Here is a 26,253-nt window from a genome sequence, read left to right as displayed (position 1 = left end):
TTAAGGGTTCACCTGCAGCCGCAGTTGGCGACCGAGGAGGCGAGGCGGTCGAGGCCCGACTGGGCGGCCTTGGGGTCCGTGGCGCCCTCTGTCATGAAGGCGAAGACGAGGAGGCGTCCGTCGGCGTCGACGACCGTCCCGGCGAGCGTGTTGACGCCGGTGAGGGTGCCGGTCTTGGCGCGGACCAGGCCCGTTCCGGAGGCGTCGGCGGCGTCCTCGTAGCGGCTCGCGAGGGTTCCCGTGAAGCCGGCGACCGGCAGGCCCGTGAGGACGGAGCGCAGCTCCGGGCGGGACGGGTCGGCGGCCTTGGCGAGCAGCCCTGTGAGCAGGTCGGCGGAGACCTTGTCGGCGCGGTCGAGGCCGCTGCCGTCGGCGAAATGGGTGTCCTTGAGCGGCAGCCGGAGCTTTCCGAGCTGCTTCTCGACGGCCTTGCCCGCGCCGTCGAAGTCGTGGCTCGTGCCCGCGGCGATCGCGGTCTGCCGGGCGAGCGCCTCCGCGATGTCGTTGTCGCTGTGCGTCAGCATCCGCTCGACCAGGGCGGAGAGCGGCGGCGAGGACACCTTCGCGAGCCTGACCGCCTTGCCGGACGCCTTGCCGGACGCCGGGTCGCCCTTGATCTTGATGCCGCGGTCGCCGAGCAGGTCCGCGAACTTCTTCGCCGCGGCGGCCGCCGGGTCCCCCTCGCGCGTGGCCGGGCCGCTGTCGGAGTCGTCGGTGCGGGCCTCGTCGGCCATCAGGGGCGTGACCCGGGCGAGGTTCTCGTTGGGGCCGATGGGGTGGATGTCGGGGCCCGAGTACAGCGAGGTGTCGTACGTGAGGGTCACCTCGATGGTGTCCCGCTTCTTCAACGACTTGGCGGTCTCGTCGGCCAGAGTGCCCAGGTCGGCGGCACCGTAAGGATTCTTCTCGCGGGCCGTCAGGGTCGGATCGCCGCCGCCCACCAGAATCAGCTTCTTGGAGCCTTTCTCCAGGGCCGTACGGGTGGCGATGCGGTGGTCGGGGCCCGCGGCCGAGAGGGCCGCCACCGCCGTGGCCAGCTTCGTCGTGGACGCAGGGGTGAGGGTGTCGCCCGGCGACCTTCCGTAGAGCCTCTTTCCGGTGACGGCGTCGACGACCGCGGCCGTGCGCCGGCCGCCCAGCGCGGAGCCCTTCAGGAGGGGGTCGAGCACATCGGCCAGGGCGCTCTTCGTGGGGCCCGGCACGGCCGCGCCGGGGGCCGCGAGCACCACGGGCGCGCGCGGCGCCGCCTCGGGGGCACCGCCGTGATCTGCGCCACCTCCGGTCTCCGAGGAGGCGGCCCGGTCGGCCTCGGCCTTACGCTGACCGGAAGTGTCCCAGGGACCGGCCGCGACCGCCACGACGGCCGCGAGGGCGAGACCCACCGCCGTCGCGCCCACCGTGACGTGCTTGGCCTTGGATCCGGCAACAGTCTTCGCCGCACTCTTCACGAGCTGCGAAGCCTTCGGCTCCGGCACCGCGGACCAGCCCCTTTCGCGATCACACATCTGCGTAGGGGACACTTAACCACCAGACGTTTGTGTTGATCATTGAGGAGCCACCGGTGGAGTTCGACGTCCTGATCGAGATTCCGAAGGGATCGCGGAACAAGTACGAGGTCGACCACGAGTCCGGTCGTATCCGCCTCGACCGTCGTCTGTTCACGTCGACCGCGTACCCGACGGACTACGGCTACGTCGAGGACACCCTCGGCGAGGACGGCGACCCGCTGGACGCCCTGGTCATCCTGGACGAGCCGACGTTCCCGGGCTGCCTCATCAAGTGCCGCGCGATCGGCATGTTCCGGATGACGGACGAGGCCGGCGGCGACGACAAGCTGCTGTGCGTCCCGGCGACGGACCCGCGGATGGAGCACCTGCGCGACATCCAGCACGTCTCGGAGTTCGACCGCCTGGAGATCCAGCACTTCTTCGAGGTCTACAAGGACCTGGAGCCCGGCAAGTCCGTCGAGGGCGCCGACTGGGTCGGCCGTACCGAGGCCGAGGCCGAGATCGAGCGTTCCTACAAGCGCGCGCAGGACAACGGCGGCCACTGAGCCCCCAGCGTTCACATCCGGGCCGCCCCCCTGGGGCGGCCCGTTCGCGTATCTGTGCGCATACTGAGGCGTACGTGCGGTACAGCGATACGCAGCGATGTGAAGGGCGAGGAACGACAGAGGTGACGGAGCGGGAGTCCGAGGCCCCCGAGGACCGCAAGCCGCAGTCCGACGAGGCGCGCAGCGCGTTCACGCAGCCGATCGGGATCATCACGCCGCCCCCGGTGGTCGAAGAGGAGTCCTCGACCACTTCGGAGTTCGCGGTGCCCAATGGGCTGAACGTGCAGGCTCCGGAGCCGGTGGACACGGAGGGCTCGGCGTTCACGCCGCCGCGGACGTACAGCGCCCGCGAGTCGCCGCCCGCGTTCACTCCCCCGCAGGGCATCCCCATGGTCAGGCTGACCAAGGAGGCGCCCTGGCAGGACCGGATGCGCACCATGCTGCGGATGCCGGTCGCCGAGCGGCCCGCCCCCGAGCTGGTGCAGAAGCACGACGAGGAGACCGGCCCTGCCGTTCCGCGCGTGCTCGACCTGACGCTGCGTATCGGTGAGCTGCTGCTGGCCGGTGGCGAGGGCGCCGAGGACGTGGAGGCGGCGATGTTCGCCGTGTGCCGGTCCTACGGGCTCGACCGCTGCGAGCCGACAGTAACGTTCACTCTGCTGTCGATCAGCTTCCAGCCGTCCCTGGTGGACGACCCGGTGACGGCCTCGCGCACCGTGCGGCGCCGCGGCACCGACTACACGCGCCTCGCGGCCGTGTACCGGCTCGTCGACGACATCAGCGACGAGGAGGCCGACGTCTCCCTGGAGGAGGCCTACCGGCGCCTCGCCGAGATCCGCCGTAACCGGCACCCCTACCCGGGCTGGGCGCTCACCGGGGCGAGCGGGCTGCTCGCCGGGTCCGCCTCGATCCTGGTCGGCGGTGACCTGCTGGTGTTCCTCGTCGCCGCGATCGGCGCGATGCTCGGCGACCGGCTCGCGTGGCTCTGCGCGGGGCGCGGGTTCCCGGAGTTCTACCAGTTCACGGTGGCCGCGATGCCGCCCGCCGCGATGGGCATCGCGCTGACGCTCGCGCACAACTACGTAGACGTGCGGGCGTCCGCGGTGATCACCGGTGGACTGTTCGCGCTGCTCCCCGGACGGGCGCTCGTGGCCGGTGTGCAGGACGGTCTGACCGGCTTCTACATCACGGCCGCCGCGCGCCTCCTGGAAGTCATGTACTTCTTCGTGGGCATCGTCATCGGCGTCCTGATCATGCTCTACGTAGGCGTGCAGTTGGACGCGCAGCTCGACCCGGAGGAGGCGTTGAAGACCGTCGACCGGCCGGTCTGGCAGATCCTCGCGTCGATGTCGCTGTCGCTCGCGTTCGCCGTGCTGCTGCAGCAGGAGCGGGCGACGGTGCTCGCCGTGACGCTCAACGGCGGGGTGGCGGGCGCGATCTTCGGGGCGCTGCACTACCAGGGCGGGATCTCGCCGGTGGCCGCGACGGCCGCGGCGGCGGGGCTCGTGGGCCTGTTCGGGCAGCTCTTCTCGCGGTACCAGTTCGCGTCGGCGCTGCCGTACGTCACGGCCGCGATCGGCCCGCTGCTGCCCGGTTCGGCGACGTACTTCGGTCTGCTGGCGATCGCCCACAGCGATGTGAACGGCGGGCTGCTGTCGCTGTCCAAGGCGGCGGCACTCGCCCTCGCCATCGCGATCGGCGTGAACCTCGGTGGCGAGGTCTCCCGCCTGTTCCTCCAGGGGCCGGGCGCCGCGGGGCGGCGCGCGGCCAAGCGCACGAGGGGCTTCTAGGGTCCCTCCCCAGCAGGGTCTAGCGCTTCGCGTGCCGGCGGCGCGGCGGGGCCTCCCCGGCGCCTCCGGCCTCCCCGGCCTGTGCGGACCGGGCGGCCTCCTTCTTCGACTTGCCGCGGGCCCGCAGGAACTCGATCGCGATCGGCACCACCGAGACCAGGACGATCAGGATCAGGATCGCCTCGATGTTCTTGTGCACGAACTCGATGTTGCCGAGCCAGGAGCCGAGCAGCGTCACGCCCGCGCCCCACAGCACGCCGCCGATCACGTTGAACGTGAGGAACGAGCGGTACTTCATGCCCGAGACGCCCGCGATGATCGGCGTGAACGTACGGACGATGGGCACGAAGCGGGCCAGGACCAGGGACTTCGGCCCGTGCTTCTCGAAGAACTCGTGCGCCTTGGTGACGTTCTCCTGCTTGAAGAGCCGGGAGTCCTCGCGCTTGAAGAGCGAGGGGCCGACCTTCTTGCCGAACATGTAGCCCGCCTGGTCGCCCAGGATCGCGGCGAGGCAGATCAGGCCGATGGCACCCCAGAGCGGGAAGTCCAGCTGCTTCGAGGTGATCAGCAGACCCGTGGTGAACAGCAGCGAGTCGCCCGGCAGGAAGAAGCCGATCAGCAGGCCCGACTCGGCGAACACGATGAGCAGCAGGCCCCAGATGCCGAACGTGTTCAGCAGATAGTCCGGGTCCAGCCAGCTTGGTCCTAGAGCAAGCGTCATCACGGGTCCGGACTCCTGAGGGGCTTCGGTGGCAAAGGCAGGGCAAGGCAATGGCGGTGCAAAGTTATCAACGCCGATCGTCCTCGCCAGGTTCCAGTGGCCCCCTCAGGATGCACTGTGCGGAAACTGTGGCATACCTGTGGTTCAGCCGTTCCGCACCGAGTTGGCGTGGATCGCGGCGCTCAGGTGGTCGGCGACGCCCTCACCGATGGCGTCGTAGTACGCCTTGAAGCGCTCGTCGGCCACGTACATGGCGCCGAGACAGGCGTGCATCTCGTGCGGGCAGTCGTAGAACCAGCGCGAGATCTGGTCGCGGTGCTCCTCGGCCAGGTCCATGGCGCGCTCGCCGTCCGCCGGTTCGCCGGCCGCGACGAGGGCCGCGTAGCGCGCGAGCCAGTCGTCGTTCTCGGCCTTCATGCGCAGCCAGTCCTCCTTGGAGTACGTCGCGGCCCGCCGCTGCGACTCGGCGTACGCCGCCGTGCCGCCCCAGCGCTGCTCGGTCTCCTCGGAGTACTCCTCGGGGTCCTTGTCCCCGAAGACCTCGAAGCGCTCTTCCGGTGTGAGCTGGATGCCCATCTTCTGTGCCTCCATGGCGTGTTCGACGGCCTCTGCCATCTTCTGGAGCTTCTCGATGCGGGCGGTCAGCAGGTCGTGCTGGCGCCGCAGGTGCTCGCGCGGGTCGGATTCCGGGTCGTCCAGCAGTGCCTGGATCTCGTCGAGCGGGAAGCCGAGCTCCCGGTAGAAGAGGATCTGCTGGAGCCGGTCGAGGTCGGCCTCGCCGTACCGGCGGTGTCCCGCGGTGCTGCGCTCGCTCGGGGCGAGCAGGCCGATCTCGTCGTAGTGGTGCAGAGTGCGGACCGTGATTCCGGCGAAGCGGGCGACCTGACCCACGGAGTGGCTCATCCGCCGTACCTCCTTTCTCGTACGTGATTCAGCTTGGGGCCTCACGTGACGTGAGGTGCAAGTCGATTGCCCCGGCGGGTTTTCGGAGTGTTATGCCCTTTATGTCCGCCTAAGGTGGCGCCGTGAGCACGCATACCGAGATCGAATCGCCGCCCCCGCCCGCCGTGTCCGCTCGCGCCCTGGTGCCGTTCGTCCTGCCCGCGCTGGTGGTGGGCGTCGGCAGCAGCGTGCTGTTCCTCGCGCTCGACTGGATCGCGGAGAAGCTGGCCGATCTGGTGTGGGAGGACCTGCCCGACGCGCTCGGCATCGGCGGCTACTCCTCGCTGTGGATCATCGTGATGCTCACCGTCACGGGCGTCCTCGTCGGGCTCGTGGTCTGGAAGGTGCCGGGTCACGCGGGCCCCGACCCGGCGACGATGGGGCTCGGCGGCGAGGCCCCGCTGCCGCCGTACGTGCTGCCGGGGCTCGCGCTCGCCGCGGCGCTGATGCTGGCCGGCGGGCCGAGCCTGGGCCCGGAGAACCCGGTCATCGCGGTGAACGTGGGGCTCGCGTTCTGGCTCGGCAAGAAGCTGGTGCCGAACTCGCAGGCCACGATGTGGGTGAGCCTCGCGACGGCGGGGACCATCGGCGCCCTGTTCGGTACGCCGATCGCGGCCGCGCTGCTCGTCTCGGAGACGCTGGCCGGGAAGGCGATGCCGATGAAGGGCTCGCTGTGGGACAACATGTTCGGGCCGCTGCTCGCGGCGGCCGCGGGCTCCATGACCACCGCCCTGATCGCCTCGCCCTCCTTCGACCTGGGCCTGCCGGCCCTGAGCGATCCCGACTGGCGCGACCTCCTGGCCTCGATCGTCATCGCGTGCGCGGCCGCGGTGTTCGCGATGGCCGCCGTCTACGCCTTCCCCTACGCGCACCGCGCCTTCGGCCGTCTCGGCCACCCGATGCTGACGCTTCCGCTGGGCGGGCTCGTGCTCGGCCTGCTCGGGGCGCTCGGCGGCGAACTGACGCTGTTCAAGGGGCTCGCGGAGGTCAAGGAGATCGCCGCGTCGCCGGACGGCTGGTCGGCCGGGGAATTCGCCCTGATGACCGTGGTGAAGCTGGCGGCGCTGGTCATCGCCGCCACGTGCGGGTTCCGGGGCGGGCGGATCTTCCCCGCCGTCTTCGTGGGCGCGGCCTTCGGTCTGTTCGCGCACGCGCTCGTGCCCGGCGTGAACCCGTCGGTCGGCATCGCCGCCGGGGTGCTCGGGGTGCTGCTCGCGGTCACCCGGCAGGGCTGGGTCAGCCTCTTCACGGCGGCCGTCCTGGTCGCGTCCCCCGCGATCATCGCCCTCATGTGCATCGCATCTTTGCCCGCTTGGCTACTGGTGACGGGACGCCCCCAGATGCAACTGTCGGAGGACGGATCGGCGATCCGCTGAAAGCGTTCCAGCGATCCCCTGAAGGCATTGAAAACCGTACAACTTCCGTTGCTCGCAAAGGAGTTGCCCTCATGTCACCTCTACATCAGAGCCCGGCCGACCGCTACGGCAAACCCGACGAGCGCCCCGTCGCCGTCAACCCCTTCTACGGGGAGGCGAATCCGACGGCCGGGATGACGGACGCCCCGCCCAAGCACCGGATGCCGAACGGTCCGCTCGCGCCCATGACCGCGTACCAACTCGTCCGTGACGAGCTGATGCTGGACGGGAACGCGCGCCTCAACCTCGCCACCTTCGTCACCACGTGGATGGAGCCGCAGGCGGGCGTCCTCATGGGCGAGTGCCGGGACAAGAACATGATCGACAAGGACGAGTACCCGCGGACGGCGGAGCTGGAGCGGCGCTGCGTCGCCATGCTCGCCGACCTGTGGAACGCGCCCGACCCGTCCGCCACCGTGGGGTGTTCGACCACCGGGTCGAGCGAGGCGTGCATGCTGGCCGGGATGGCGCTCAAGCGGCGCTGGGCGCGCAGGAACGCCGACCGCTACCCCTCGCGCGAGGCCCGCCCCAATCTCGTCATGGGCGTGAACGTGCAGGTGTGCTGGGAGAAGTTCTGCACGTTCTGGGAGGTGGAGGCGCGGCAGGTGCCCATGGAGGGCGACCGGTTCCATCTCGATCCGGCCGCGGCGGCGGAGCTGTGCGACGAGAACACGATCGGCGTCGTCGGCATCCTCGGCTCCACCTTCGACGGCTCGTACGAGCCGATCGCCGAGCTGTGCGCGGCGCTCGACGCGTTGCAGGCGAAGACGGGCCTCGACATCCCCGTGCATGTGGACGGGGCGTCGGGCGCGATGGTCGCGCCGTTCCTGGACCCGGATCTGGTGTGGGACTTCCGGCTGCCGCGGGTGGCGTCGATCAACACGTCGGGGCACAAGTACGGGCTCGTCTACCCGGGAGTCGGGTGGGCGCTGTGGCGCGACGCGGAGGCGCTTCCGGAGGAACTCGTCTTCCGGGTCAACTACTTGGGCGGCGACATGCCGACCTTCGCGCTCAACTTCTCGCGGCCGGGAGCCCAAGTGGTCGCGCAGTACTACACGTTCCTGCGCCTCGGCAGGGAGGGCTTCCGGGCCGTGCAGCAGGCGACGCGGCAGGTGGCGCGCGGGCTCGCCGACCGGATCGAGGCGCTCGGCGACTTCCGGCTCCTCACGCGGGGCGACGAGTTGCCGGTGTTCGCGTTCACCACGGCACCGGAGGTGAAGGCGTACGACGTGTTCGACGTGTCGCGGCGCCTTCGGGAGCGGGGGTGGCTGGTGCCGGCGTACACCTTCCCCGCGCACCGGGAGGATCTGGCGGTGCTGCGGGTGGTGTGCCGCAACGGGTTCTCGTCCGACCTGGCGGAACTCCTGCTGGAGGACCTCGGCCAGCTTCTGCCGGAGCTGCGCAAGCAGCCGCACCCCACCGTGCCGGACAAGGGTGCGGCCACCGGGTTCCACCACTGAGCTCAGTGGCTCAGCCTCGCGAACCTCCGTACCGCCAACGGGAAGAAGACCGCCACGAGCCCCACCGGCCACGCCACCGCGAGCAGCACCTCGTCCGCGCCGCCGGGGTTGCCGAAGAGGTGGCGGACCGAGGAGGCCGTGGCCGACATCGGGTTCCACTCGACCACCGTGCCCAGCCAGTCCGGCATGGTGGACGGCACCGCAAAGGCGTTGGAGAGGAACCCGACCGGCCACACCAGGATCTGCACGGCCTGCACCATCTCCGGCTTCCCCGCCACCATGGCCAGGTAGATCCCCATCCACAGCATCGCGAAGCGCAGCAGGAGCAGCAGTCCGAAGGCCCCGAGCACCGCGCCGAACGAGCCGTGCACCCGCCAGCCGATGGCGAAGCCGACGCCTGCCATGACAACGATCGACGCCAGGGATTGCAGCATGTCCGCGGCTGAACGGCCCACGAGGACCGCCCCGTTGGTCATCGGCATGGACCGGAACCGGTCGATCACCCCCTTGTTGAGGTCCTGGGTGACCGCCACCATCGTCGACTCCAGGCCGAACGCCATGGTCAGCGCAAGCATGCCGGGGACGAGGAAGGCCACATAACCGTCGGAGCCGCCCTCGACCCCCTTGCCGCCCCCGATCAGGTAGCCGAACATCACGAGCAGCATCACGGGGAAGACCAGGCCGACCACGATCTGCACCGGCTGCCGTGCCCAGTGGGCGAGTTCGCGCCGGGTCATCGTCCAGGAGTCGGTGACCGCCAGGACCGCGGGCGTACTCATGCGGGGACCTCCGTCAGATGCAGGAACACCTCGTCGAGCGTGGGGCGGCGCAGCGCCACGTCCTCCGCCTCGACTCCGGCCTCCTGAAGGGCTCGTACGACGTCGGTGAGCGCGGCCATCCGGTCGGTCACCGGAGCGCTCACCAGGCGGCGGTCGGCGTCGACCGTGGTGCCCGCGGGCAGCATCGCAGCGACGAGCGGCAGCTGCGCCGCGTCCCGGACCACGACGTCGATCCGGTCGCCGCCCAGCTTCGCCTTCAGCTCGTCCGGGCTGCCGTCCGCCACGACCCGGCCCCGGTCGACCACCGAGACCCGGTCGGCCAACTGGTCCGCCTCCTCCAGGTACTGCGTGGTCAGCAGCACCGTTGTGCCGCCGCCGACCAGTGAGCGCACGGCGTCCCAGACCTCGGCGCGGCCGCGCGGGTCGAGTCCGGTCGTCGGCTCGTCGAGGAAGAGGACCTCCGGCTCCGTGATGAGCGACGCGGCGAGGTCGAGGCGGCGCCGCATGCCGCCGCTGTACGCCTTGACCGCCTTGCGGCCGGTGTCCCCGAGGCCGAAGCGGGCCAGGAGCTCGTCGGCCCGCACGCCCGCGCGCCGGGCGCCCAGGTGGTGGAGCCGGCCGAACATCTCCACGTTCTGCCGGCCGCTCAGCTCCTCGTCGAGCGCCGCGTGCTGACCGAGCAGGCCGATGCGGTGGCGGACCGCGTCCGGGCCGCGCCGCACATCGTGGCCCGCCACCTCGACGCGGCCCTCGTCGGCCCTCAGCAGCGTCGTCATGACACGTACGGCGGTGGTCTTGCCCGCCCCGTTCGGCCCGAGCAGGCCGTGCACGGTGCCCCGGCCCACCGCCAGGTCCAGGCCGTCGAGTGCCGCCTTCTCCCCGTACCGCTTCCGCACTCCCTCGGCGACGATCGCGTCCGTCATCCGGCTCCCTCCGTTCGTTGCCACACCCACGTATTCAAATTTGACTAGACGGGCGAAGGTAGCCGAGGCGCCGTCATTCGTCAAACTTGATTAGTGGTCGTGCCCCTCGGGCCGCTCCCCCGCCGCGAACGGATTCTCCTGCCCCTCCGCGAGCACACCGACGAAGGGTTCGCCCTCGCCCGCGAAGGTGTAGGCGCCGCCCTCGATGCGGGCGATCAGGCCCTTGGTCCACTGCGCGCCGGTGTCGGCGGAGAAGACCCAGTGGTTCATGATCTCGCCGATGTGACCCAGCTGCTCGGGACCGTCCTCGGGTGTGTAGTACTCCGTGACGGAGCGCCGCCACTCCTCCATGTGCCGCACCCGCTCCTTGAGCAGGCCCACGACCTCCTCGCGCGGCAGGTCCACCATGCAGCCGAGCGCCGCCGTGAGGATGTCGGGCCGCTGGTCGTACGAGGTCAGGGACGCGCGGACCAGGGCGAGGTACTCCTCCTGCCCCTGATCCGTGAGCTCGTACTCGGTGCGTGGCGGGCCGCCGACCGTGGAGGGTGCGACCTCATGGGCGCGCAGCAGGCCCTGCTTCGCCATCTGCTTGAGCGCGTGGTAGATCGAGCCCGGCTTGGCGTTCGACCACTCGTGGGCGCCCCAGTACTCCAGGTCGTTGCGTACTTGATAGCCGTGCGCGCGGCCGTGCTGGCGTACGGCCCCGAGAACCAGCAGACGGATCGCTGACATGCGGTCCAGCGTAGACGCCGGGGCACAGCGGCCCACCGCCGGTCAAGCGTCGGGGCGCGCGCACCACCCGGCCGGGCCCATGGCGAACCGCTTCGACACGGCTGCCCGGCCCGGGATCTCCGGCAGGGCCGGCTGCATCCGTGCGAGCGGTTCCGGCGGAAGAAGCCGAGTGATCACCGCCGATCTCCGCGGGGGACAGATCGAGATTCGGCCAATTCCGCGGACTGGACGACCCCTTGGACGGTGTACGCCGAAGGCCGTGGGAGGCGCCTTTCCTTGCTTCATGAAGGATTTGATCCGGACGGCCCGGCCCGGCCGGTGGCTCGAAAGATCATGGACGGTGGTTGGCGTTCGCATGTAATGCGGGCACCGGGGCAGGCGCTTTCCGAGCTGTAACTGCGAGAACACCCCGCGTGCACGTGCATCTGCCCATGCAAGGGCATATGAACGCAGCTATGATCCTGGACAGTTGGGGCAGTTGATCACTGCTGTCCCGGCTTTCTCATTGGCCACAGAATCATTCACTGTTACAGCACTGACAGCACCACCGGGGAGCGAACCGTGCACCACGTGTACAACGGCATGGCGGCCACGGAGTTGCACGGAGTGGTCTGGCAGAAGAGCAGGCACAGCAACTCGCAGGGATCCTGCGTGGAGTTCGCGAAGTTGCCCGGCGGAAGGATCGCCGTGCGCAACTCGAACTTTCCGGAGGGGCCCGCGCTCGTCTATACGCCCGCGGAGATAGAGGCGATGCTCCTCGGCGTGAAGGACGGGGAATTCGACCACCTGACGGCCGGGGCCTGACGCGCCGTCAATGACCTTTCTCACAGCCTGAAGAGCGCCCAGACGACCTTTCCGCTCAGCGCTCCGGCCAAGGGGTGCCAGCCCCAGCTGTCGGCGAAGGAGTCGACGAGGAACAGTCCGCGCCCCGACTCCGCCGAGAAGTCGGCGTCGATGTCCACCTCTTGGGCGGCCGGACTCTCGTCACTGGGATCACGCACCGCGCAGACTACGCGCGAAGACCAATGCATCAAGTGGAGCCGTACGGGCGGATCGTGGCTGCGCGGGCTGTCCGCGGGAAGGCCGTGCCGCAGGGCGTTGGTGACCAGTTCGGAGACGACGAGGCAAATATCGTCGAAGCGCTCCAACGCTTCCCAGTCGGCTAGCGTTCTGCGGCTGAACTCCCGTGCGCAGCCCACCGCTTCGTAGCGGGCGGGCAGAGCGCAGGACGCGGTGCTGGAGACGGCCGAGGGGTCGACCGGAGGCAGGCTCTGCCTCCGTGCATCTAAAGGCTCAAGCATGGTCGATCCGTTCGTCCCCATGCGAGGTACTCCCCATTTTCGCAGTACGCAGCGAGCGGTGGTGGCGCCATCGTTCCGAATGCGTACAGCGGATGCAAGGGCAGATGCACGTGCACGCGCCCGACTTGAGCGTCCCCGTACCGCTTCTCGCGCATTTCTTCCTACGACTTCTTGCGCATGTAGTTCGTGATCTTTCCGTTTCTGTAACCGAACGAGTACAGACGGGAGCGTTTTAATGGCAGACTTCGGCCGTGGACCAATGGGGAGGATGAAGGACGTGACCGCTGGGGAGGCATGGGGGTCGCCCCAGGCGCTGAACTCTGGTGGAGGCTCGGTGGTGCGACGCATCCTGCTGGGCTCACAGCTGAGGCGCCTGCGGGAGTCGCACGGGATCACCCGCGAGGCCGCCGGCTACTCGATTCGTGCCTCCGAATCGAAGATCAGCCGCATGGAGTTGGGACGGGTGAGCTTCAAGACGCGCGATGTCGCCGATCTGCTGACGCTGTACGGGGTGGATGACGAGGCGGAGCGCTCGGCGCTGCTCTCGCTCGCGAAGGAGGCCAACGTCGCGGGCTGGTGGCACAGTTACAGCGACGTGCTGCCCGGCTGGTTCCCGACCTACCTCGGACTCGAAGGCGCCGCGACCCAGATCCGTGGCTACGAGGCCCAGTTCGTGCACGGCCTGCTGCAGACCGAGGGCTACGCCCACGCGGTCGTCGAGCAGGGCATGAAGGGGGCCGCGCGCGAGGACATCGAGCGGCGGGTCGCCCTGCGCATCGAGCGGCAGAAGCTGCTGGTCGACGAGCGGGCGCCGGAGGTGCACATCGTGCTCGACGAGGCCACGGTGCGGCGCGTACAGGGCGGCCGCGAGGTGATGCGCGGACAGCTGGAGCACCTCATCGAGCTGGCCTCGCTCCCCCATCTGACGCTCCAGATCATGCCGTTCAGCCACGGCTGGCACCCCGGGGAGTCCGGCACGTTCACCATTCTCACGTTCCCGGAGTCCGATCTCTCGGACGTCGTCTTCCTCGAACAGCTCACCAGCGCGCTGTATTTGGACAAGCGCGAGGACGTGGCGCAGTACGAGAAAGCGATGACGGAACTCTCGGACCAGTGCCCCTCGCCCGAGGACAGTGTGCGACTGCTGCGTGACGCGCTGTCCGAATTGGCATGAGGGGCCTGTGAGTTGGAGAAACCCCTTCCGTAACTGCGGTTACCGGGCCGTACGATGACGGCACATCAGTGGTGCCCGGAGCTGCAGCAAGGGATTACATGTCCTACTTCACGGAACTGGACCGGCAGTACATCGACGGCTCGTGGCGTCCCGGACGCGGGGCATGGGACATCATCGACTTCAATCCCTACAACGGGGACAAGCTCGCCTCCATAACCGTCGCCTCCGTCGAAGAGGTCGACGAGGCCTACCGCGCGGCCGAGCGGGTCCAGAAGGACTGGGCGGACACGAACGCGTACGCGCGCCGTGCCGTCTTCGAGCGCGCCCTGCGCCTCCTGGAGGACCGCGAGGAGGAGATCACCGAGGCGATCATCGACGAGCTCGGTGGTACGCGGGTCAAGGCCGGCTTCGAGCTGCACCTCGCCAAGGAGTTCCTGCGCGAGTCGGTGCAGCTGGCGCTGCGCCCGCAGTGCAGCGTGATCCCCTCGCCGGTGGACGGCAAGGAGAACCGGCTCTACCGGGTGCCGGTCGGGGTCGTCGGGGTCATCTCGCCGTTCAACTTCCCGTTCCTGCTGTCGCTCAAGTCCGTGGCGCCCGCGCTCGCGCTCGGCAACGGCGTGGTCCTCAAGCCGCATCAGAACACCCCGGTCACCGGCGGCTCGCTGATCGCGAAGCTCTTCGAGGACGCGGGCCTGCCGGCCGGCCTGCTCAACGTCGTCATCACCGACATCGCCGAGATCGGCGACGCGTTCCTGACCCACCCCGTGCCCAAGGTCATCTCCTTCACCGGCTCCGACCAGGTCGGCAGGCATGTCGCGACGGTCTGCGCCGCGCAGTTCAAGCAGTCGATCCTCGAACTCGGCGGCAACAGCGCGCTGACCGTGCTCGACGACGCCGACATCGACTACGCGGTGGACGCCGCGGTCTTCAGCCGGTACGTCCATCAGGGCCAGGTCTGCATGGCGGCGAACCGGATCCTCGTGGACCGCAAGGTGGAGAAGGAGTTCACGGAGAAGTTCGTGGCGAAGGTCGCCTCCCTGAAGTCGGGCGACCCGCGCGACCCCGAGACCGTCATCGGCCCCGTCATCAACTCCACGCAGGCGGAGGCGATTTCGAGCGTCGTCGCCACCGCGGTCGCGGAGGGCGCCAGCGCTCTCGTACGCGGGGGTGTGGACGGGAACGTGGTCGAACCGGTCGTGCTCACCGGGCTGCCCGCCGACTCTCCCGTCCTGCGGCAGGAGATCTTCGGTCCTGTCGCCCTGCTCATCCCGTTCGACGGGGACGAGGAGGCGGTGCGGATCGTGAACGACACCCCGTACGGGCTGAGCGGCGCCGTGCACACGGGCGACGTGGAGCGCGGGGTGGACTTCGCGCAGCGGATCGACACCGGCATGTTCCATGTGAACGACGGGACCGTGCACGACGAGCCGCTCGTCGCCTTCGGCGGGCAGAAGCAGTCCGGGATCGGGCGGCTCAACGGCGAGGCGACGCTGGAGGCGTTCACCACGCAGAAGTGGATATCGGTGCAGCGGGGGCGCTCGCAGTTCCCGTTCTGAGGCAAGAAAGGGAGAAGTCGTGCGCAACAGGAACGTACGGGTCGTCGCGGGGGTGGCCACCGTCGTGGCGGCCCTCGCCATCGGCGGCTGCGGCACGAAGTCGGCGGGGTCGGCGGAGTCGGCGGGCAGTTCATCGGTCGCGCCGGGCGACGACAAGGCCCCCGATCCGAGCGGCTCCGGTTCCGTGCGGGACGCCGAAGGCGTCTGGAGCACGCACACCGGCGGTACGCCCGTCGTCCTCGCCGTCGGCAGCAAGCAGGCGTCCCTCAGCACCGGTGAGGGGCACCTGTGCACCGGGATCGTGGACGGCGGCGGCAAGCCGGAGCTCAGCCTTCGGTGCGCGGACGGGAACACCGAGCGCACGGCAGGCGTGATCGAGTCCAACGACGGCAGCACGATGCGGGTGTCCTGGGACGCGGGCAAGAAGGACACGTTCAAGAAGGCGAAGAACGGCACGCTGCCCAGCGCCCTCCCGACGAACTGAGTCAGCCCCGAGTCGGCCCTGAGTCACCTCTGGTCGGTCGACTCGCGGGTCATCGGCGGTACGTCGGTGTCGAGCGCGTCGGAGAGTTCCTCCAGCGTTTCGAGGAACAGCTCCGCCCCGCGGCGCACCACCCGGTCGGGGACGCCCTCGCCGTCCCAGGCGTCGAGGGCCTCGCGGACCGGCGTCCAGCGCGGGATCCGGCGCTCGCGGATGGCCTGCGCGCCGTCGCGGGTCGCGGTGCGCAGCGCGTCGGCGAGCGCGTCCGCGGCCGGCACGGGGGTCGCGCCGCGCTCCGGCAGGTGCGCCTCCATCAGCATCACGACGCGGCCGATGTGGTGCAGGGCGTGCGCGGCCTCGTCGGCGGCGGCGTTGGACAGCCCGCGGTGGCGTACGGGTTCGGTCTTGGCGCGGGCCGCGGCCTGCTCCCAGGCGATGTGCGCGTCACGGGCCTTCAGCAGGGCCTCGCGCACATCCGGGCAGCTCTTGCCCGCCGGGCTCGCGTAGTGGGCGACGACCGCGGCGGCGTACTCGCCGAGCGCGGCCAGCCAGTCGGCGAGCCGGGTGCGCAGGCGCGGGGTCTCCCAGGCCGGGTACAGGGCGTACGACAGCATGGCGAGGACGCCGCCGACGAGCGTGAGGACCACACGCTCCGGGACGGTCTGACTCCACTCCTGCCCACCCATGCCGAGCAGGAACACCACATACATGGCGACGCAGGCCTGGGCGGCGAGCTGCCCCGTGCGCATCAGCAGGTACATGAGCCCCGCGCACACCACGGCGAGCACCGCGGAGAGATACGTGCCGGGGTGCGCCAGCTGCAGGATCGCGGTCGCCACGGTGACGCCGACGAGCGTGCCGCCGAACCGGGCCACCGCCCGTGAGTACGTCTGCGAGAAGTCGGGGCGCATGATCATCACGGCGGACATCGGCGCCCAGTAGCCGTGCCCGAACGGGAGGACGTCGCCGATGAGATACCCGGCGACGGCGACCGCGGCCACGCGATTCGCATGCCGCAACACCGGCGACCCGGGCCGCGCCTCCCGCCGGATCGCTCGCGCGGCGACGGGGAGCAGTTGGAAGATGCTGGGGCGGCGCAGGGGCCGTGCGGGGGCGTCGGGCCCCTGTGGGGGCTGAGCATTCTCGGCACCCTGCGGCGGATGGGCATTTTCGAGCCCCTGCGGCGATTGAGCAGGCCTTTCAAGCCCCGCCGGCGATTGAGGCGCGGGGTCCGGGGCAGAGCCCCGAGGCGTGGGTGCGGGGTCGTCGGCGCCGGACGGGCGGACGCCGCCCGCTGTTTCCAGGACGTCCTTCAGGAGGGACCCGAGGCGGCTCGCGGCCCGCTGCGACGGCCCCGACAGGATCGCCCCGGTGTCCGGGGACCGGAACGTCGCGATCGCCCCCGGCGGAATCTTCACCGGCGACCCGTGCCGGATGGCCCTCGCCGCGGCGTCAAGAATCGACCCCGCCGCGGCGAGCAGTTCACGCACCCGGTCCCGCTCCACCCCCTCCTCCGGCACCCCGACCGCCGGATCCGCCAACGAGGCCAGCACCGGCCGGATCCGCTCCGCGAGCCCCCGCGCACCGTGCAGCTGCGCGGGCCGCGTCCGGGCCTGCCGCGGCGTGAGCGCGGCCGCGTTCCGCGCCAGCATCAGCGGCTCCGGATCGAACGCCGCGACGGGATCGTGCCGCAACCGCCGCGCGTAATCGGCCTCGGCCGCGAGCGCGTCGGCGAGCGCGTCGCGGTGCGCCCCCCATCTGCGTACGGGGAAGAGGATCACCAGCGCCGCCTGGACCAGGCCGCCGAAGGCCATCATCGCCGCGTGGCCCGCCGCCTCGGCGATCGTCGTCGGCAGGGTGATGGTCACGAGCATCATCGCGACGTTCGACGAGGCCATGATGCCGATGGTCGGGCCCGCCGCCCAGGCGAGACCGGCGAGATACGTCCACAGCGCGAGCAGTGGCAGGAAGAAGACGAGGTGGGAGCCGGTGAGGTAGCCGAGGAACGTCGAGATGCCGAGGCTCGCGCCGGAGGCGAGCGCCAGTTCGGGCCGCGGCCGCCAGCTCCGCTGGAACGTGGCGATCGCCGCCTGGTACGCGCCGAAGGCCGAACCGGCCGCCACCGCGGGACCGAACAACGTAAGGCTCACCGCGAGCACGATCGCGAGCCCCGCGGCGCCGCGCAGGGCGATCAACGGTTCGAGGCGCTTGCGCTCCACGGTCAGGCCCGAGCGCGTGGTCACCTTCAACGCCCGGAACCAACTCATTTCGCCAGAATACGGGCATCGGCCGTTCCGGACGGCGAGGGCTACGCCCCTCCTGCTCCCCTTCTACGCCCCTTCGCGGAGCACCAGGTCCAGGAGGCCGGGAAAACGGGCGTCGAACTCGGCGCGGCGCAGCCGGTTGAGGCGCCGGGGCCCGGCGTCCCGCTGCTCCAGCAGGCCCGCCTCGCGGAGCACGGAGAAGTGCCGGCTCAGCGTCGCCTTGGTGACCGGCACGTCGAAGGTGCCGCAGGTGCGCTCCCAGTCGGTGGCCCCGGCCAGCTCACGGACGAGCGTGCGGCGCACCGGGTCGGCGAGCGCGACGAGCGCGGCCTCCAGGGAGACGTCCGCCGGTTCGACATGCACCGGCGCCGCCCGATGGCTCGCCGTTCCGTCTGCCGCTGGCCGCGTGGCCACCATGCCGTCCTCCCGGTTCCCGGTGCCCACCCACGCCCTTGCGTTCCCGGTGTCCACCCTTGTCGAGTGTTCGATGATCTGCGTACACTCCGAGCGTTCGTTACTCGTCGAACACTCTAGTGCCTCACGAAGGAGCTCCGTCATGCCCTCCTCCCAGCAGTCCCCGGTCCGCGTGGGCATCGTCGGCCTCTCCGCCAAGCGCGGCTGGGCCGCCAGGGCCCACCTGCCCGCGCTGCGCCGACTCAAGGGTTTCGATGTGCGCGCGCTCTCCGCGAGCAGCGCCGAGTCCGCGAGGGCGGCCGCCGAGAAGTACGGCATCGCCCACTCCTTCGGCACCGCCGCCGAGCTGGCCGCGTCCGACGAGGTCGACCTCGTCGTGGTCACCGTCAAGGTGCCGGACCACCGGGAGATCATCGAGTCCGCCCTCGCCGCCGGGAAGGCGGTGTTCTCCGAGTGGCCGCTGGGCGTCGACCTCGCCGAGGCCGAGGGGCTCGCAGCCCTCGCCGCGGAGCGCGGCCTGCGCACCTTCACCGGACTCCAGGCACGCTCCGCCCCGCTCGTACGCCACCTGCGCGACCTGATCGCGGACGGCTACGTCGGCGAGGTGCTGTCCACCAGCCTGGTGGCGTCAGGGCGTGGCTGGGGAGCGGAGGTACCGGAGGGCTCCGCGTATGTCCTGGACCGGTCCACGGGGGCGAACATGCTGACCATCCCGTTCGGGCACACGCTGGACGGGCTGATCTCGGTGCTGGGCGACTTCGACGAGTCCACGCAGGTCAGCGCCGTCACGGCCACCCGTCGCCGGGAGGTCGAGGACCCGCACACCGGCAAGGTCCACCGGCCCGACGTCCCCGACCAGGTGGTGTTCGGCGGGGTGCTCGCCTCCGGCGCGGTGGCCTCCGTGCACTACCGGGGCGGCACGTCGCGCGGCACCGACTTCCTCTGGGAGATCAACGGCACCGAGGGCGACCTGGTCGTGACCGGCGACCACGGCCACCTTCAGATGGGCGAGTACACGATCAGCGGGGCCCGCGGCTCCGACACCGAACTGGCCGAAATCGCCGTCCCCGAGCGGTACTTCGAACCCGAGCTCGCGGAACTGCGCGGCACGGAGGCGTACAACGTCGGCGCCGCCTACGCCCAGCTCCGCCGCGATCTGGCCGACGGCACGTCCGTCGTCCCCGACTTCGCGCACGCCGTCCGGCACCACCGACTGCTCGACCGCGTCGAGCGCGCGGCAGCCTGACGGCTCACCCTTCGAGGCGGGCCCGCTGCGCCGCGGCGGCGCCCTCCTCCCAGCCGGCCCCGTCGGTGACGCCCCTCATCCGCGTCGTCACGGTCTCGGGGAACATCTCCTCGGCCCGCCCCGTGACCGCGACGCCCCGCGCGGCGAGCACCGGCAACACCTCGCCCGCCACACCCGCCTCACCCGTCACCCGCTCGGCGACGGCGGCGAGCCGGTCCCCGATCCGGTGCGCGTACGCGGCGAGGAACGACTGCCGGAAGGTCTTCGTACGCTTCCTGCCGCCCGCCCGCTGCTCGGCCTCGGCACGCGTCATCGCGGCGGTGGCCTGCACGAGCAGTGACGTATAGAGGACCTCGACGACCTCCAGATCGGGCTCGAAGCCGACCACGGTCGAGAACCCGAACGCGGAGTTCCACACCGCGCGACAGCGATTGGCGCCCGCCACCGCGTCGAGGAGGACCGCCTTCGCCGTCTCGTAGGGGGCGTCGACGCCGATCCGGCAGGCGGCGGGCGCGTCCTTCGCGTGCGTACGGGAGGCGAGCAGCGCCTCGTCGACCGAGTGCCGGGCCATCAGCTCCTGCGCCTTCGCCGACAGCGCCTCCGCCTCCGGCGGGTACCCGGTCCGCTCCGCCTTGGCGAGCAGCGCGCGGATCTTCGCCAGGGCGCGCGGCTCACCCGCCACGGGGACGGTGATCGACTCACCCGGCACCGGGCCGACCGGCTCGATGGCGGGCAGCCGCGCAAGGAGCCGGTACAGCTCCAGGGCGGTGGTGGCGCCCGAGAACCGGTCCGTTCGCGCGGGCTCCTCGGCCGGCAGCTCGGCGAGCTGGGCGGCCCAACGGGGCGGCAGGTGCTCGTACCGCTCGGTCTCGGTGCGGATCAGGCGGGCCGCGAGCCGTTCGTGGGCCGCGTCAAGACCCTCCGCCCGTACGATCATCCGCAGCACGTCGGCCGGCTGCCAGCCGCGCTCCCACGCCCGCCGCACGAACTCCCGCCCCCGCAGGGCGAGTTCGGCGTCGGAGGAGGGGTCGGCGGCGAGCAGCGAGGCGCCGGTGTCGAGATCGCCGCCGTCGTGGAGGGCGGCGGCGAAGGCCCGCTCGACCGTGCTGTCACTGCTCGTACCGCTCATACGCCCATGATCTCAGCCGCTCGGGTCAGCCCCGCCTCAGGAGCCGAGCGACTCCACGATCAGCTCGGCGGCCCGCGCCACGAGCGGGCTGTCGCCCTCGGCGGCCTTGTCCGGCTTGGTCGACAGTACGGAGAGGATCACCGGCGCCCCGTCCGGCGTCCAGGCGATGCCGACGTCGTTGGCGGTGCCGTACGAGCCGGTGCCGGTCTTGTCGCCGAGCACCCAGTCGGCGGGCAGGGCCTTGCGGAAGCGTTCGGCGCTGGTGGTGTTGGCGAGCAGCCACTTCGTCAGCCGGTCGCGGTCGGCGGGGGCGAGGGCGCGGCCGAGGACGAGACGGGCGTACGTCGTGCCGATGGCGCGGGGCGTGGTGGTGTCGGTGACGCGGCCCGGTTCGGCCGAGTTCAGCTCGGGCTCCCAGCGGTCGAGGCGGGTCGTGCGGTCGCCGGTCGAGCGGCAGAAGCGGGTGACGGCGGTGGGGTCGCCGAGGTGCTCCATGAGGAGGTTGGCCGCGGTGTTGTCGCTGTACGAGATCGCGGCGCCGCACAGCTCGTCGACGGTCATCCCGTTCGCTAGGTTCTCCGGCTTCCCGGTGACCGGCGCGCCGCCCGCGCGGTCGATGTCGGCCTGCGTGTAGTGGATGCGGCAGGCCAGGAACTCGCCGTTCTTGTCGAGATCGCGCAGCACGGCGGCGACGGCGAGCGTCTTGAACGTGGAGCACATCGGGAAACGCTCGTCGGCGCGGTGCCGGACGGTGCGCCCGGTGCGGATGTCGTGCGCGAACACGCCGAGGCGGGCGCCGTGCCGACGCTCGAGGGCGGTGAAGCGGCCGTCGTCGGTACGGGTACCGGCGGTGGCGGTACCCGCACCCGCGAGCGCGGTGGCGCCGAGGGCGGTCGCGGTGGTCAGTAGAGCGCGGCGAGTAGTGGACACGGCAGGAGTTGGTCCCTTCAGCACGACGACGGCCTGTTCGACCTTTACCTGTACGACGACGATCTTGCCCCGCCCGATGGTTGCGGTTCCGCCGAGATGCCGGAGGCCACCGCGACGTGACAGGCTCGGGGGCATGAGAGTGGCACTGGCGCAGACCGACTGCGAACTCGGCGATGTGGACGCCAACCTGGACACGGCCCGCGAACAGATCGCGCAGGCCGGGGACCAGGGAGCGGACCTGGTCGTCTTCCCCGAACTGAGCCTGCACGGCTACCACCTGGGCGGCCTGAAGTCCGACACGTCGATCGCCACGAACGACCCGCGCCTGCTCGGCCTCACGACGCCGGACGGCCCCGACGTCATGGTGGGCCTGCACGAACACACCAGCCTGCGCGCGTACAACACCTCCGCGTACTACTCGGGCGGCGCCCTGCTGCACGCCCACCGCAAGCTGTACCTCCCGAACTACCTGGCCTGGGAGGAGCGCAAGCACGTCAGCCCCGGCCAGCACTCCCGCGCGTACGACCTGCCCGGCGACCACGGCAGGGCCGCGACGCTGGTCTGCAACGACGCGTGGCAGCCGGTGCTTCCGTGGCTGGCGGTGCAGGACGGCGCGGAGGTCCTGTTCGTCCCCGCGAACAGCGCGGCGACGCTCGACCCGGAGGCCATGGACACCACCCTCTACTGGGACACCCTCCTCTCCTACACGGCGAAGATGCTCCAGTGCTGGGTCGTCTTCGTGAACCGCGTCGGCAACGAGAACGGGGCGTCCTTCTGGGGCGGCTCCCGCGTCATCAGCCCGCGCGGCACGGCGGTGGCGCAGGCGCCGCAGTGGGAGCCGGGCCTCGTGACGGTCGACATCGACGTCCACGAGGCCCGCCGCCAGCGCAGGGCGGTCCCCTTGGTGGCGGAGGCACGCCTGGGCCTGATCGACCGCGAGGTCCGCCGCCTGATCGACGAGGGCGGCGACAGCTAGGCAGTTCAGCCCCTGCGGCGATTGAGCAGGCCTTTAATTGAGCAGCGGGTCCGGGGCAGAGCCCCGATCTTTCCAGCCCCGTTCTTCGGACGAGAGCCCGCGGGGTCCGGGGCGGAGCCCCGCGTCCGCAACGCCGTCGCAGGACACACGTTGTCAGTGCCGGGTGTGACACTCGGCTACGTGACCGAACGATGGGCTCTCGCCCCCACCGAGCACGGCGGCGCCGACCTCGCGCCACTGGGCCCGGACGGGCTGCCCGCAGGACCGGCCGTCCGGGAGCCGGACCTCGCCGAGGCCGTCCGCACCCGACCGGAGGTCACCCGCTGGGTCTGGCGCGACACCCACGCCGTATACCCGCACCTGCTCGCCGCCGGCGTCCGCGTCGACCGCTGCTACGACATCGAGGCCGCCGAGAACCTCCTGATCGCCCACGAGGGCCGGCACGGCGACCCCCGCTCCGCCGCGGCGGCCCTCGCCCGCCTCAAAGGGGCGCCGGTCCCGCCCGACCCCCCGCCCCGCGTCGCCGCCCCCGGCTCCCAGTCCTCCCTCTTCGAGCCCCGCCCACCCGTCGACGTCCCCCTCACGGACCTCGTCGACGTATACGCGGAGCAGCAGCGCCGCCACGAGGCGACCGCCCAGCCGGGGCGCATGCGGCTGCTCACCGCGTCCGAGTCGGCAGGCATGCTGGTGGCGGCGGAGATGCACGCATCGGGCCTGCCATGGCGAGCGGATGTGCACAGGTCCGTACTCCAGGAACTGCTCGGCGAACGCTACGGAGGCGGCGGCGAGCCCCGCCGCCTGGCCGAACTGGCGGACGAGGTGTCGGCGGCATTCGGCAGACCGGTGCGCCCCGACCTCCCCGCCGACGTGATCAAGGCCTTCGCCCACGCCGGCATCAAGCTCACCTCGACCCGCCGCTGGGAGATCGAGGGCATCGACCACCCGGCCGTACCGCCCCTGATCGAGTACAAGAAGCTGTACCGGATCTACACGGCCCACGGCTGGTCCTGGCTCCAGGACTGGGTCAGGGAGGGCCGCTTCAGACCCGAGTACCTGCCCGGCGGCACGGTCACCGGCCGCTGGACGACGAACGGCGGAGGGGCCCTTCAGATCCCCAAGGTCATCCGCCGCGCGGTGATCGCCGACCCCGGCTGGCGGCTCGTCGTGGCCGACGCCGACCAGATGGAACCGCGCGTCCTGGCCGCGATCTCCCGCGACCCGGCGTTCATGGAGGTCTCGGGCCAGGCCGCCGACCTCTACCAGGCGGTCTCCGACCGGGCGTTCGCCGGTGACCGGGGCCAGGCCAAACTGGCCGTGCTCGGCGCCATATACGGACAGACGTCCGGCGACGGCCTGAAGAACCTGGCCCTGCTGAGACGCCGCTTCCCGCAGGCGGTCGCATACGTCGACGAGGCGGCGCGCGCGGGCGAGGAGGGCCGTCTCGTGCGCACGTGGCTGGGCCGCACCTGCCCACCCGCCGTGGGCTCCGCCGACCCCGACGAGGCCGGCATCCCCCAGGACGCCCCCGACCAGCCCGCGGAAACCGGCGAATCGACGTACGGCTACGGCTACACCTCGTCGAACACCCGCGCCCGCGGCCGCTTCACCCGCAACTTCGTCGTACAGGGCAGCGCCGCCGACTGGACACTCCTCGTCCTCGCCGCGCTACGCCGCGAACTCACGGACATGTCAGCCGAGTTGGTCTTCTTTCAGCACGACGAGGTGATCGTGCACTGCCCGGCGGAGGAGACGGACCGGGTCAGCGCGGCAATCCGCGAGGCGGCGGACCTCGCGGGCCGGATCACCTTCGGCGAGACGCCAGTACGTTTCCCGTTCACGGTGGCGGTGGTGGAGTGCTACGCGGACGCGAAGTGACCGCCCCGCACAACCGCTCACCGCTGGTTCAGCTCGTACCAGCATCGTCTTCACGGGAGGGCGCCCCCTGTACGAGGAAGCCGAGGGAGACCGCCCAGGTCGACAGGACCGACAGGAAGGCCGTCGTGAGCCAGCCCGCGCCGAGATCGAGGGGAGCCGCCACAACGACAAAACCCCGGGTCGGAATGGGATCCGACCCGGGGTTTCGATCTGAGCCGCCTTCGGGATTCGAACCCGAGACCTACGCATTACGAGTGCGTTGCTCTGGCCATCTGAGCTAAGGCGGCGCCGCCGCGCGCACCGGAGTGCGTCAGCAACGTCGCCAATCCTACACGCTCCACAGGGGTGCTCCGCACAGCCTTTGTGGCCAGGGGACACGCACTACGAGCAGCGCTTTCCGTCGGTCGGCGGGGTGCCGGTCAGCAGGTAGTCGTCGATCGCGCCGTCCACGCAGTCGCTGCCGCGGCCGTACGCCGTGTGGCCGTCGCCGTCGTAGGTGAGGAGGTGGCCGGAGGAGAGCTGGGCGGCGAGGGACTTCGCCCAGCGGTAGGGGGTGGCCGGGTCGCGGGTGGTGCCGGCCACGACGATGGGGGCGGCGCCGTCGGCGGTGATGCGGTGGGCTTCGCCGGTCGCCTTCACCGGCCAGTAGCCGCAGTTCAGGGAGGCCCAGGCGAGGCCCTTGCCGAAGACCGGGGAGGCCTTCTCGAAGTCGGGGAGCGCCTTCTCGACCTCCGCGGGCGAGGTGAAGGACGGGGGCTGGTCCAGGCAGTTCACCGCGGCGTTGGCGAACATCATGTTCGAGTACGTGCCGTCGGGGTCGCGCTCGTAGTAGCTGTCGGAGAGGGCGAGCAGGCCCGCGCCGTCCTTGTGCTTCATGGCCGCGGTGAGCGCCTCGCGCAGCTGCGGCCAGGCCCCCTCGTCGTACATCGCGGCGATCACTCCGGTCGTGGCGAGGGCCTCGCCGAGCTTGCGGCCGCTCTGGTCCCCGGTGCCGATCGGCGAGCGGTCGAGGGCGGTGAAGAAGTCCTTGAGGCGCTTGCCCGACTGGTCGGGGGTCCCGGTGCCGAGGGGGCAGTCGGACCGCTTCGCGCAGTCCTTCGCGAAGGACTTGAACGCCGTCTCGAAGCCGGCGGTCTGCTGTTCGTTCATCTCACGCGCGGACAGCGAGGGGTCCATCGCGCCGTCGAGGACGAGCCGGCCGACCCGCTCCGGGTACAGGCCCGCGTACGTCGCCCCCAGGAACGTCCCGTACGAGGCGCCTACGTAGTTGAGCTTCCCGTCGTCGAGCGCCGCGCGCACGAGGTCCATGTCGCGGGCCGCCTCGACCGTGGAGACGTGCGGCAGAACCCGGCCGGACGTGCGGTTCGACGCCTCGCAGCCGGCGCCGAAGCTCTTGTAGGCGGCGGTCAGGCGGGCCCGCTCGGCCTTGTCGTCCGGGGTGATGTCGGTCTGCGTGTACGCGTCCATCCGCTTGCCGTCGAGGCACCTGACGGGCTCGCTGCGGGCGACGCCGCGCGGATCGACGGCGACCATGTCGTAGCGGGCGCGCACCTTCTCCGGGTAGCCGATGCCCGCGTACGACTGGAGGTAGCCGATCGCCGAGCCGCCGGGGCCGCCCGGGTTGACCAGGAGCGAACCGAGGCGCTTGCCGGGGCCCGTGGCCTTCTTCCGGGAGACGGCGAGGTCGATGTCGCCGGCGGACGGCTTGTCGTAGTCGAGCGGCGCCTTGAGGGTGGCGCATTCGAATCCGGGCACTCCGCACTCGTGCCACTTCGGAGCCTGGTCGTAATACGGGGCCAGATCGGCCGGGGTGGCGCGCGGCAGCGCGGCGAGCGAGGAACCGGGAGCTCCCGAACTGCCGGATGCGCAGGCCGAGATGGCGGCGAGGGCCAGCCCGGCAGCGGCGGCGAGAACGGCGGGTCGGAGGCGTGAGGTGAGGGGGAGGCGCCTGAAGTCCATCGAGCGAGAGTAACGTTCCGCGCGCGAGTGGTCACCTTGCGTATGCGTGATCAAGGGTGGGCAAGATCAAGCCCCGCTCTTGGACGAGAGCCCGCGGGGTCCGGGGCACAGCCCCGTGGCCCGAGGACGGTCG

23 protein-coding genes, 1 tRNA gene and 1 pseudogene are annotated in these 26,253 nt (G+C 70.8%); 11 read left to right on the top strand and 14 right to left on the bottom strand.

The annotated features are described in order from the left end of the window. Window positions 1-8 precede the first annotated feature (8 nt). Window positions 9-1,505 carry a D-alanyl-D-alanine carboxypeptidase/D-alanyl-D-alanine endopeptidase gene (dacB, locus tag ACOKM3_RS23290; protein WP_426902978.1) on the bottom strand — a complete coding sequence of 499 codons (1,497 nt, stop codon included), beginning with the start codon at window positions 1,503-1,505 and terminating at the stop codon, window positions 9-11. Window positions 1,506-1,561: 56 nt separating this feature from the next. Between dacB and ACOKM3_RS23285 the strand changes: the two genes are divergently transcribed. Both ACOKM3_RS23285 and ACOKM3_RS23280 read left to right on the top strand, forming a co-directional pair. Further along, entirely contained in the window at window positions 1,562-2,053 is a 492-nt protein-coding gene (locus tag ACOKM3_RS23285; RefSeq protein ID WP_266711337.1) for an inorganic diphosphatase, read from the top strand. Between the two features lie 122 nt (window positions 2,054-2,175). Next, a complete protein-coding gene (locus ACOKM3_RS23280; protein ID WP_426902977.1) occupies window positions 2,176-3,843 on the top strand; it encodes a threonine/serine exporter family protein in 1,668 nt (555 codons plus the stop codon). A 67-nt stretch (window positions 3,844-3,910) separates the two neighbouring features. Here ACOKM3_RS23280 and ACOKM3_RS23275 read toward each other — a convergent pair. Together ACOKM3_RS23275 and ACOKM3_RS23270 are read right to left on the bottom strand one after the other, a co-directional pair. Continuing rightward, window positions 3,911-4,567 (bottom strand): annotated as a pseudogene (locus ACOKM3_RS23275) (DedA family protein); the annotation flags it as partial. Window positions 4,568-4,708: 141 nt separating this feature from the next. Next, a complete protein-coding gene (locus tag ACOKM3_RS23270) occupies window positions 4,709-5,467 on the bottom strand; it encodes a MerR family transcriptional regulator (protein ID WP_426902976.1) in 759 nt (252 codons plus the stop codon). A 122-nt stretch (window positions 5,468-5,589) separates the two neighbouring features. Between ACOKM3_RS23270 and ACOKM3_RS23265 the strand changes: the two genes are divergently transcribed. Both ACOKM3_RS23265 and ACOKM3_RS23260 read left to right on the top strand, forming a co-directional pair. Then, window positions 5,590-6,882, top strand: coding sequence for an ion channel protein (locus ACOKM3_RS23265; protein ID WP_426902975.1), 1,293 nt, complete (start codon window positions 5,590-5,592; stop codon window positions 6,880-6,882). A gap of 71 nt (window positions 6,883-6,953) precedes the next feature. Then, window positions 6,954-8,381: a glutamate decarboxylase gene (locus ACOKM3_RS23260; protein ID WP_426902974.1), complete on the top strand. Its 1,428-nt coding sequence runs from the start codon at window positions 6,954-6,956 to the stop codon at window positions 8,379-8,381. 2 nt (window positions 8,382-8,383) lie between these two features. On the opposite strand, the gene ACOKM3_RS23255 is transcribed toward ACOKM3_RS23260, so the two are convergent. From ACOKM3_RS23255 to ACOKM3_RS23245, 3 genes are all read right to left on the bottom strand, one after another. Next, entirely contained in the window at window positions 8,384-9,160 is a 777-nt protein-coding gene (locus tag ACOKM3_RS23255) for an ABC transporter permease (protein WP_426902973.1), read from the bottom strand. Further along, window positions 9,157-10,083, bottom strand: a complete 927-nt coding sequence (locus ACOKM3_RS23250; RefSeq protein ID WP_426902972.1) for an ATP-binding cassette domain-containing protein — start codon at window positions 10,081-10,083, stop codon at window positions 9,157-9,159. The genes ACOKM3_RS23255 and ACOKM3_RS23250 overlap by 4 nt, the downstream gene beginning before the upstream one ends. A gap of 90 nt (window positions 10,084-10,173) precedes the next feature. Then, entirely contained in the window at window positions 10,174-10,815 is a 642-nt protein-coding gene (locus tag ACOKM3_RS23245; protein ID WP_426902971.1) for a helix-turn-helix transcriptional regulator, read from the bottom strand. Window positions 10,816-11,376: 561 nt separating this feature from the next. Here ACOKM3_RS23245 and ACOKM3_RS23240 point away from each other — a divergent pair. Next, the gene (locus ACOKM3_RS23240) at window positions 11,377-11,619 is read left to right on the top strand and encodes a DUF397 domain-containing protein (protein ID WP_266711349.1); all 243 of its coding nucleotides are present in this window, start codon (window positions 11,377-11,379) and stop codon (window positions 11,617-11,619) included. A gap of 20 nt (window positions 11,620-11,639) precedes the next feature. On the opposite strand, the gene ACOKM3_RS23235 is transcribed toward ACOKM3_RS23240, so the two are convergent. Beyond that, window positions 11,640-12,137, bottom strand: a complete 498-nt coding sequence (locus ACOKM3_RS23235) for an ATP-binding protein (RefSeq protein ID WP_426902970.1) — start codon at window positions 12,135-12,137, stop codon at window positions 11,640-11,642. A gap of 247 nt (window positions 12,138-12,384) precedes the next feature. Here ACOKM3_RS23235 and ACOKM3_RS23230 point away from each other — a divergent pair, with 247 nt between their 5' ends. From ACOKM3_RS23230 to ACOKM3_RS23220, 3 genes are all read left to right on the top strand, one after another. Continuing rightward, window positions 12,385-13,290 carry a helix-turn-helix domain-containing protein gene (locus tag ACOKM3_RS23230; RefSeq protein ID WP_426902969.1) on the top strand — a complete coding sequence of 302 codons (906 nt, stop codon included), beginning with the start codon at window positions 12,385-12,387 and terminating at the stop codon, window positions 13,288-13,290. A gap of 98 nt (window positions 13,291-13,388) precedes the next feature. Next, the gene (locus ACOKM3_RS23225; protein ID WP_426902968.1) at window positions 13,389-14,846 is read left to right on the top strand and encodes an aldehyde dehydrogenase family protein; all 1,458 of its coding nucleotides are present in this window, start codon (window positions 13,389-13,391) and stop codon (window positions 14,844-14,846) included. Window positions 14,847-14,865: 19 nt separating this feature from the next. After that, on the top strand, window positions 14,866-15,330 hold the full coding sequence (locus ACOKM3_RS23220) for a hypothetical protein (RefSeq protein WP_426902967.1): 465 nt from the start codon (window positions 14,866-14,868) through the stop codon (window positions 15,328-15,330). A gap of 23 nt (window positions 15,331-15,353) precedes the next feature. Here ACOKM3_RS23220 and ACOKM3_RS23215 read toward each other — a convergent pair whose 3' ends face one another. Together ACOKM3_RS23215 and ACOKM3_RS23210 are read right to left on the bottom strand one after the other, a co-directional pair. Continuing rightward, window positions 15,354-17,594, bottom strand: a complete 2,241-nt coding sequence (locus ACOKM3_RS23215; protein WP_426902966.1) for an FUSC family protein — start codon at window positions 17,592-17,594, stop codon at window positions 15,354-15,356. Window positions 17,595-17,657: 63 nt separating this feature from the next. Continuing rightward, entirely contained in the window at window positions 17,658-18,008 is a 351-nt protein-coding gene (locus ACOKM3_RS23210) for an ArsR/SmtB family transcription factor (RefSeq protein WP_426902965.1), read from the bottom strand. A 139-nt stretch (window positions 18,009-18,147) separates the two neighbouring features. On the opposite strand from ACOKM3_RS23210, the gene ACOKM3_RS23205 reads away from it, so the two are divergent. After that, window positions 18,148-19,251: a Gfo/Idh/MocA family protein gene (locus ACOKM3_RS23205; RefSeq protein ID WP_426902964.1), complete on the top strand. Its 1,104-nt coding sequence runs from the start codon at window positions 18,148-18,150 to the stop codon at window positions 19,249-19,251. Between the two features lie 4 nt (window positions 19,252-19,255). Here ACOKM3_RS23205 and ACOKM3_RS23200 read toward each other — a convergent pair whose 3' ends face one another. Beyond that, window positions 19,256-20,380 (bottom strand): DUF2786 domain-containing protein, encoded by a 1,125-nt coding sequence (locus tag ACOKM3_RS23200; RefSeq protein WP_426902963.1) that lies wholly within the window; start codon window positions 20,378-20,380, stop codon window positions 19,256-19,258. 36 nt (window positions 20,381-20,416) lie between these two features. Then, a complete protein-coding gene (gene bla / locus ACOKM3_RS23195) occupies window positions 20,417-21,310 on the bottom strand; it encodes a class A beta-lactamase (protein ID WP_426902962.1) in 894 nt (297 codons plus the stop codon). A gap of 133 nt (window positions 21,311-21,443) precedes the next feature. Between bla and ACOKM3_RS23190 the strand changes: the two genes are divergently transcribed. Continuing rightward, the gene (locus ACOKM3_RS23190) at window positions 21,444-22,286 is read left to right on the top strand and encodes a nitrilase-related carbon-nitrogen hydrolase (protein ID WP_267070044.1); all 843 of its coding nucleotides are present in this window, start codon (window positions 21,444-21,446) and stop codon (window positions 22,284-22,286) included. A 180-nt stretch (window positions 22,287-22,466) separates the two neighbouring features. Next, window positions 22,467-24,161: a bifunctional 3'-5' exonuclease/DNA polymerase gene (locus tag ACOKM3_RS23185; RefSeq protein WP_426902961.1), complete on the top strand. Its 1,695-nt coding sequence runs from the start codon at window positions 22,467-22,469 to the stop codon at window positions 24,159-24,161. Between the two features lie 28 nt (window positions 24,162-24,189). Here the strand turns inward: ACOKM3_RS23185 and ACOKM3_RS23180 are convergent, their stop codons facing one another. The 3 genes from ACOKM3_RS23180 to ACOKM3_RS23170 form a co-directional block, all read right to left on the bottom strand. Beyond that, window positions 24,190-24,324: a hypothetical protein gene (locus ACOKM3_RS23180; protein WP_426902960.1), complete on the bottom strand. Its 135-nt coding sequence runs from the start codon at window positions 24,322-24,324 to the stop codon at window positions 24,190-24,192. A 50-nt stretch (window positions 24,325-24,374) separates the two neighbouring features. Then, window positions 24,375-24,448: transfer RNA gene (locus tag ACOKM3_RS23175), tRNA-Thr, on the bottom strand. A 94-nt stretch (window positions 24,449-24,542) separates the two neighbouring features. Next, entirely contained in the window at window positions 24,543-26,120 is a 1,578-nt protein-coding gene (locus ACOKM3_RS23170; protein ID WP_426902959.1) for an alpha/beta hydrolase, read from the bottom strand. Window positions 26,121-26,253 lie beyond the last annotated feature (133 nt).

This window comes from Streptomyces nidicola, assembly GCF_050106155.1.
Classification (GTDB): domain Bacteria; phylum Actinomycetota; class Actinomycetes; order Streptomycetales; family Streptomycetaceae; genus Streptomyces.
This window is presented reverse-complemented; position numbering and strand designations above follow the sequence as displayed.

Coding starts and splice junctions, on each gene's coding strand:
- dacB (WP_426902978.1), bottom strand. CDS start 1,505: ATGTGTGATCGCGAAAGGGGCTGGTCCGCGGTGCCGGAGCCGAAGGCT.
- ACOKM3_RS23270 (WP_426902976.1), bottom strand. CDS start 5,467: ATGAGCCACTCCGTGGGTCAGGTCGCCCGCTTCGCCGGAATCACGGTC.
- ACOKM3_RS23260 (WP_426902974.1), top strand. CDS start 6,954: ATGTCACCTCTACATCAGAGCCCGGCCGACCGCTACGGCAAACCCGAC.
- ACOKM3_RS23255 (WP_426902973.1), bottom strand. CDS start 9,160: ATGAGTACGCCCGCGGTCCTGGCGGTCACCGACTCCTGGACGATGACC.
- ACOKM3_RS23250 (WP_426902972.1), bottom strand. CDS start 10,083: ATGACGGACGCGATCGTCGCCGAGGGAGTGCGGAAGCGGTACGGGGAG.
- ACOKM3_RS23245 (WP_426902971.1), bottom strand. CDS start 10,815: ATGTCAGCGATCCGTCTGCTGGTTCTCGGGGCCGTACGCCAGCACGGC.
- ACOKM3_RS23235 (WP_426902970.1), bottom strand. CDS start 12,137: ATGGGGACGAACGGATCGACCATGCTTGAGCCTTTAGATGCACGGAGG.
- ACOKM3_RS23230 (WP_426902969.1), top strand. CDS start 12,385: ATGAAGGACGTGACCGCTGGGGAGGCATGGGGGTCGCCCCAGGCGCTG.
- ACOKM3_RS23225 (WP_426902968.1), top strand. CDS start 13,389: ATGTCCTACTTCACGGAACTGGACCGGCAGTACATCGACGGCTCGTGG.
- ACOKM3_RS23215 (WP_426902966.1), bottom strand. CDS start 17,594: ATGAGTTGGTTCCGGGCGTTGAAGGTGACCACGCGCTCGGGCCTGACC.
- ACOKM3_RS23210 (WP_426902965.1), bottom strand. CDS start 18,008: ATGGTGGCCACGCGGCCAGCGGCAGACGGAACGGCGAGCCATCGGGCG.
- ACOKM3_RS23205 (WP_426902964.1), top strand. CDS start 18,148: ATGCCCTCCTCCCAGCAGTCCCCGGTCCGCGTGGGCATCGTCGGCCTC.
- ACOKM3_RS23200 (WP_426902963.1), bottom strand. CDS start 20,380: ATGAGCGGTACGAGCAGTGACAGCACGGTCGAGCGGGCCTTCGCCGCC.
- ACOKM3_RS23190 (WP_267070044.1), top strand. CDS start 21,444: ATGAGAGTGGCACTGGCGCAGACCGACTGCGAACTCGGCGATGTGGAC.
- ACOKM3_RS23170 (WP_426902959.1), bottom strand. CDS start 26,120: ATGGACTTCAGGCGCCTCCCCCTCACCTCACGCCTCCGACCCGCCGTT.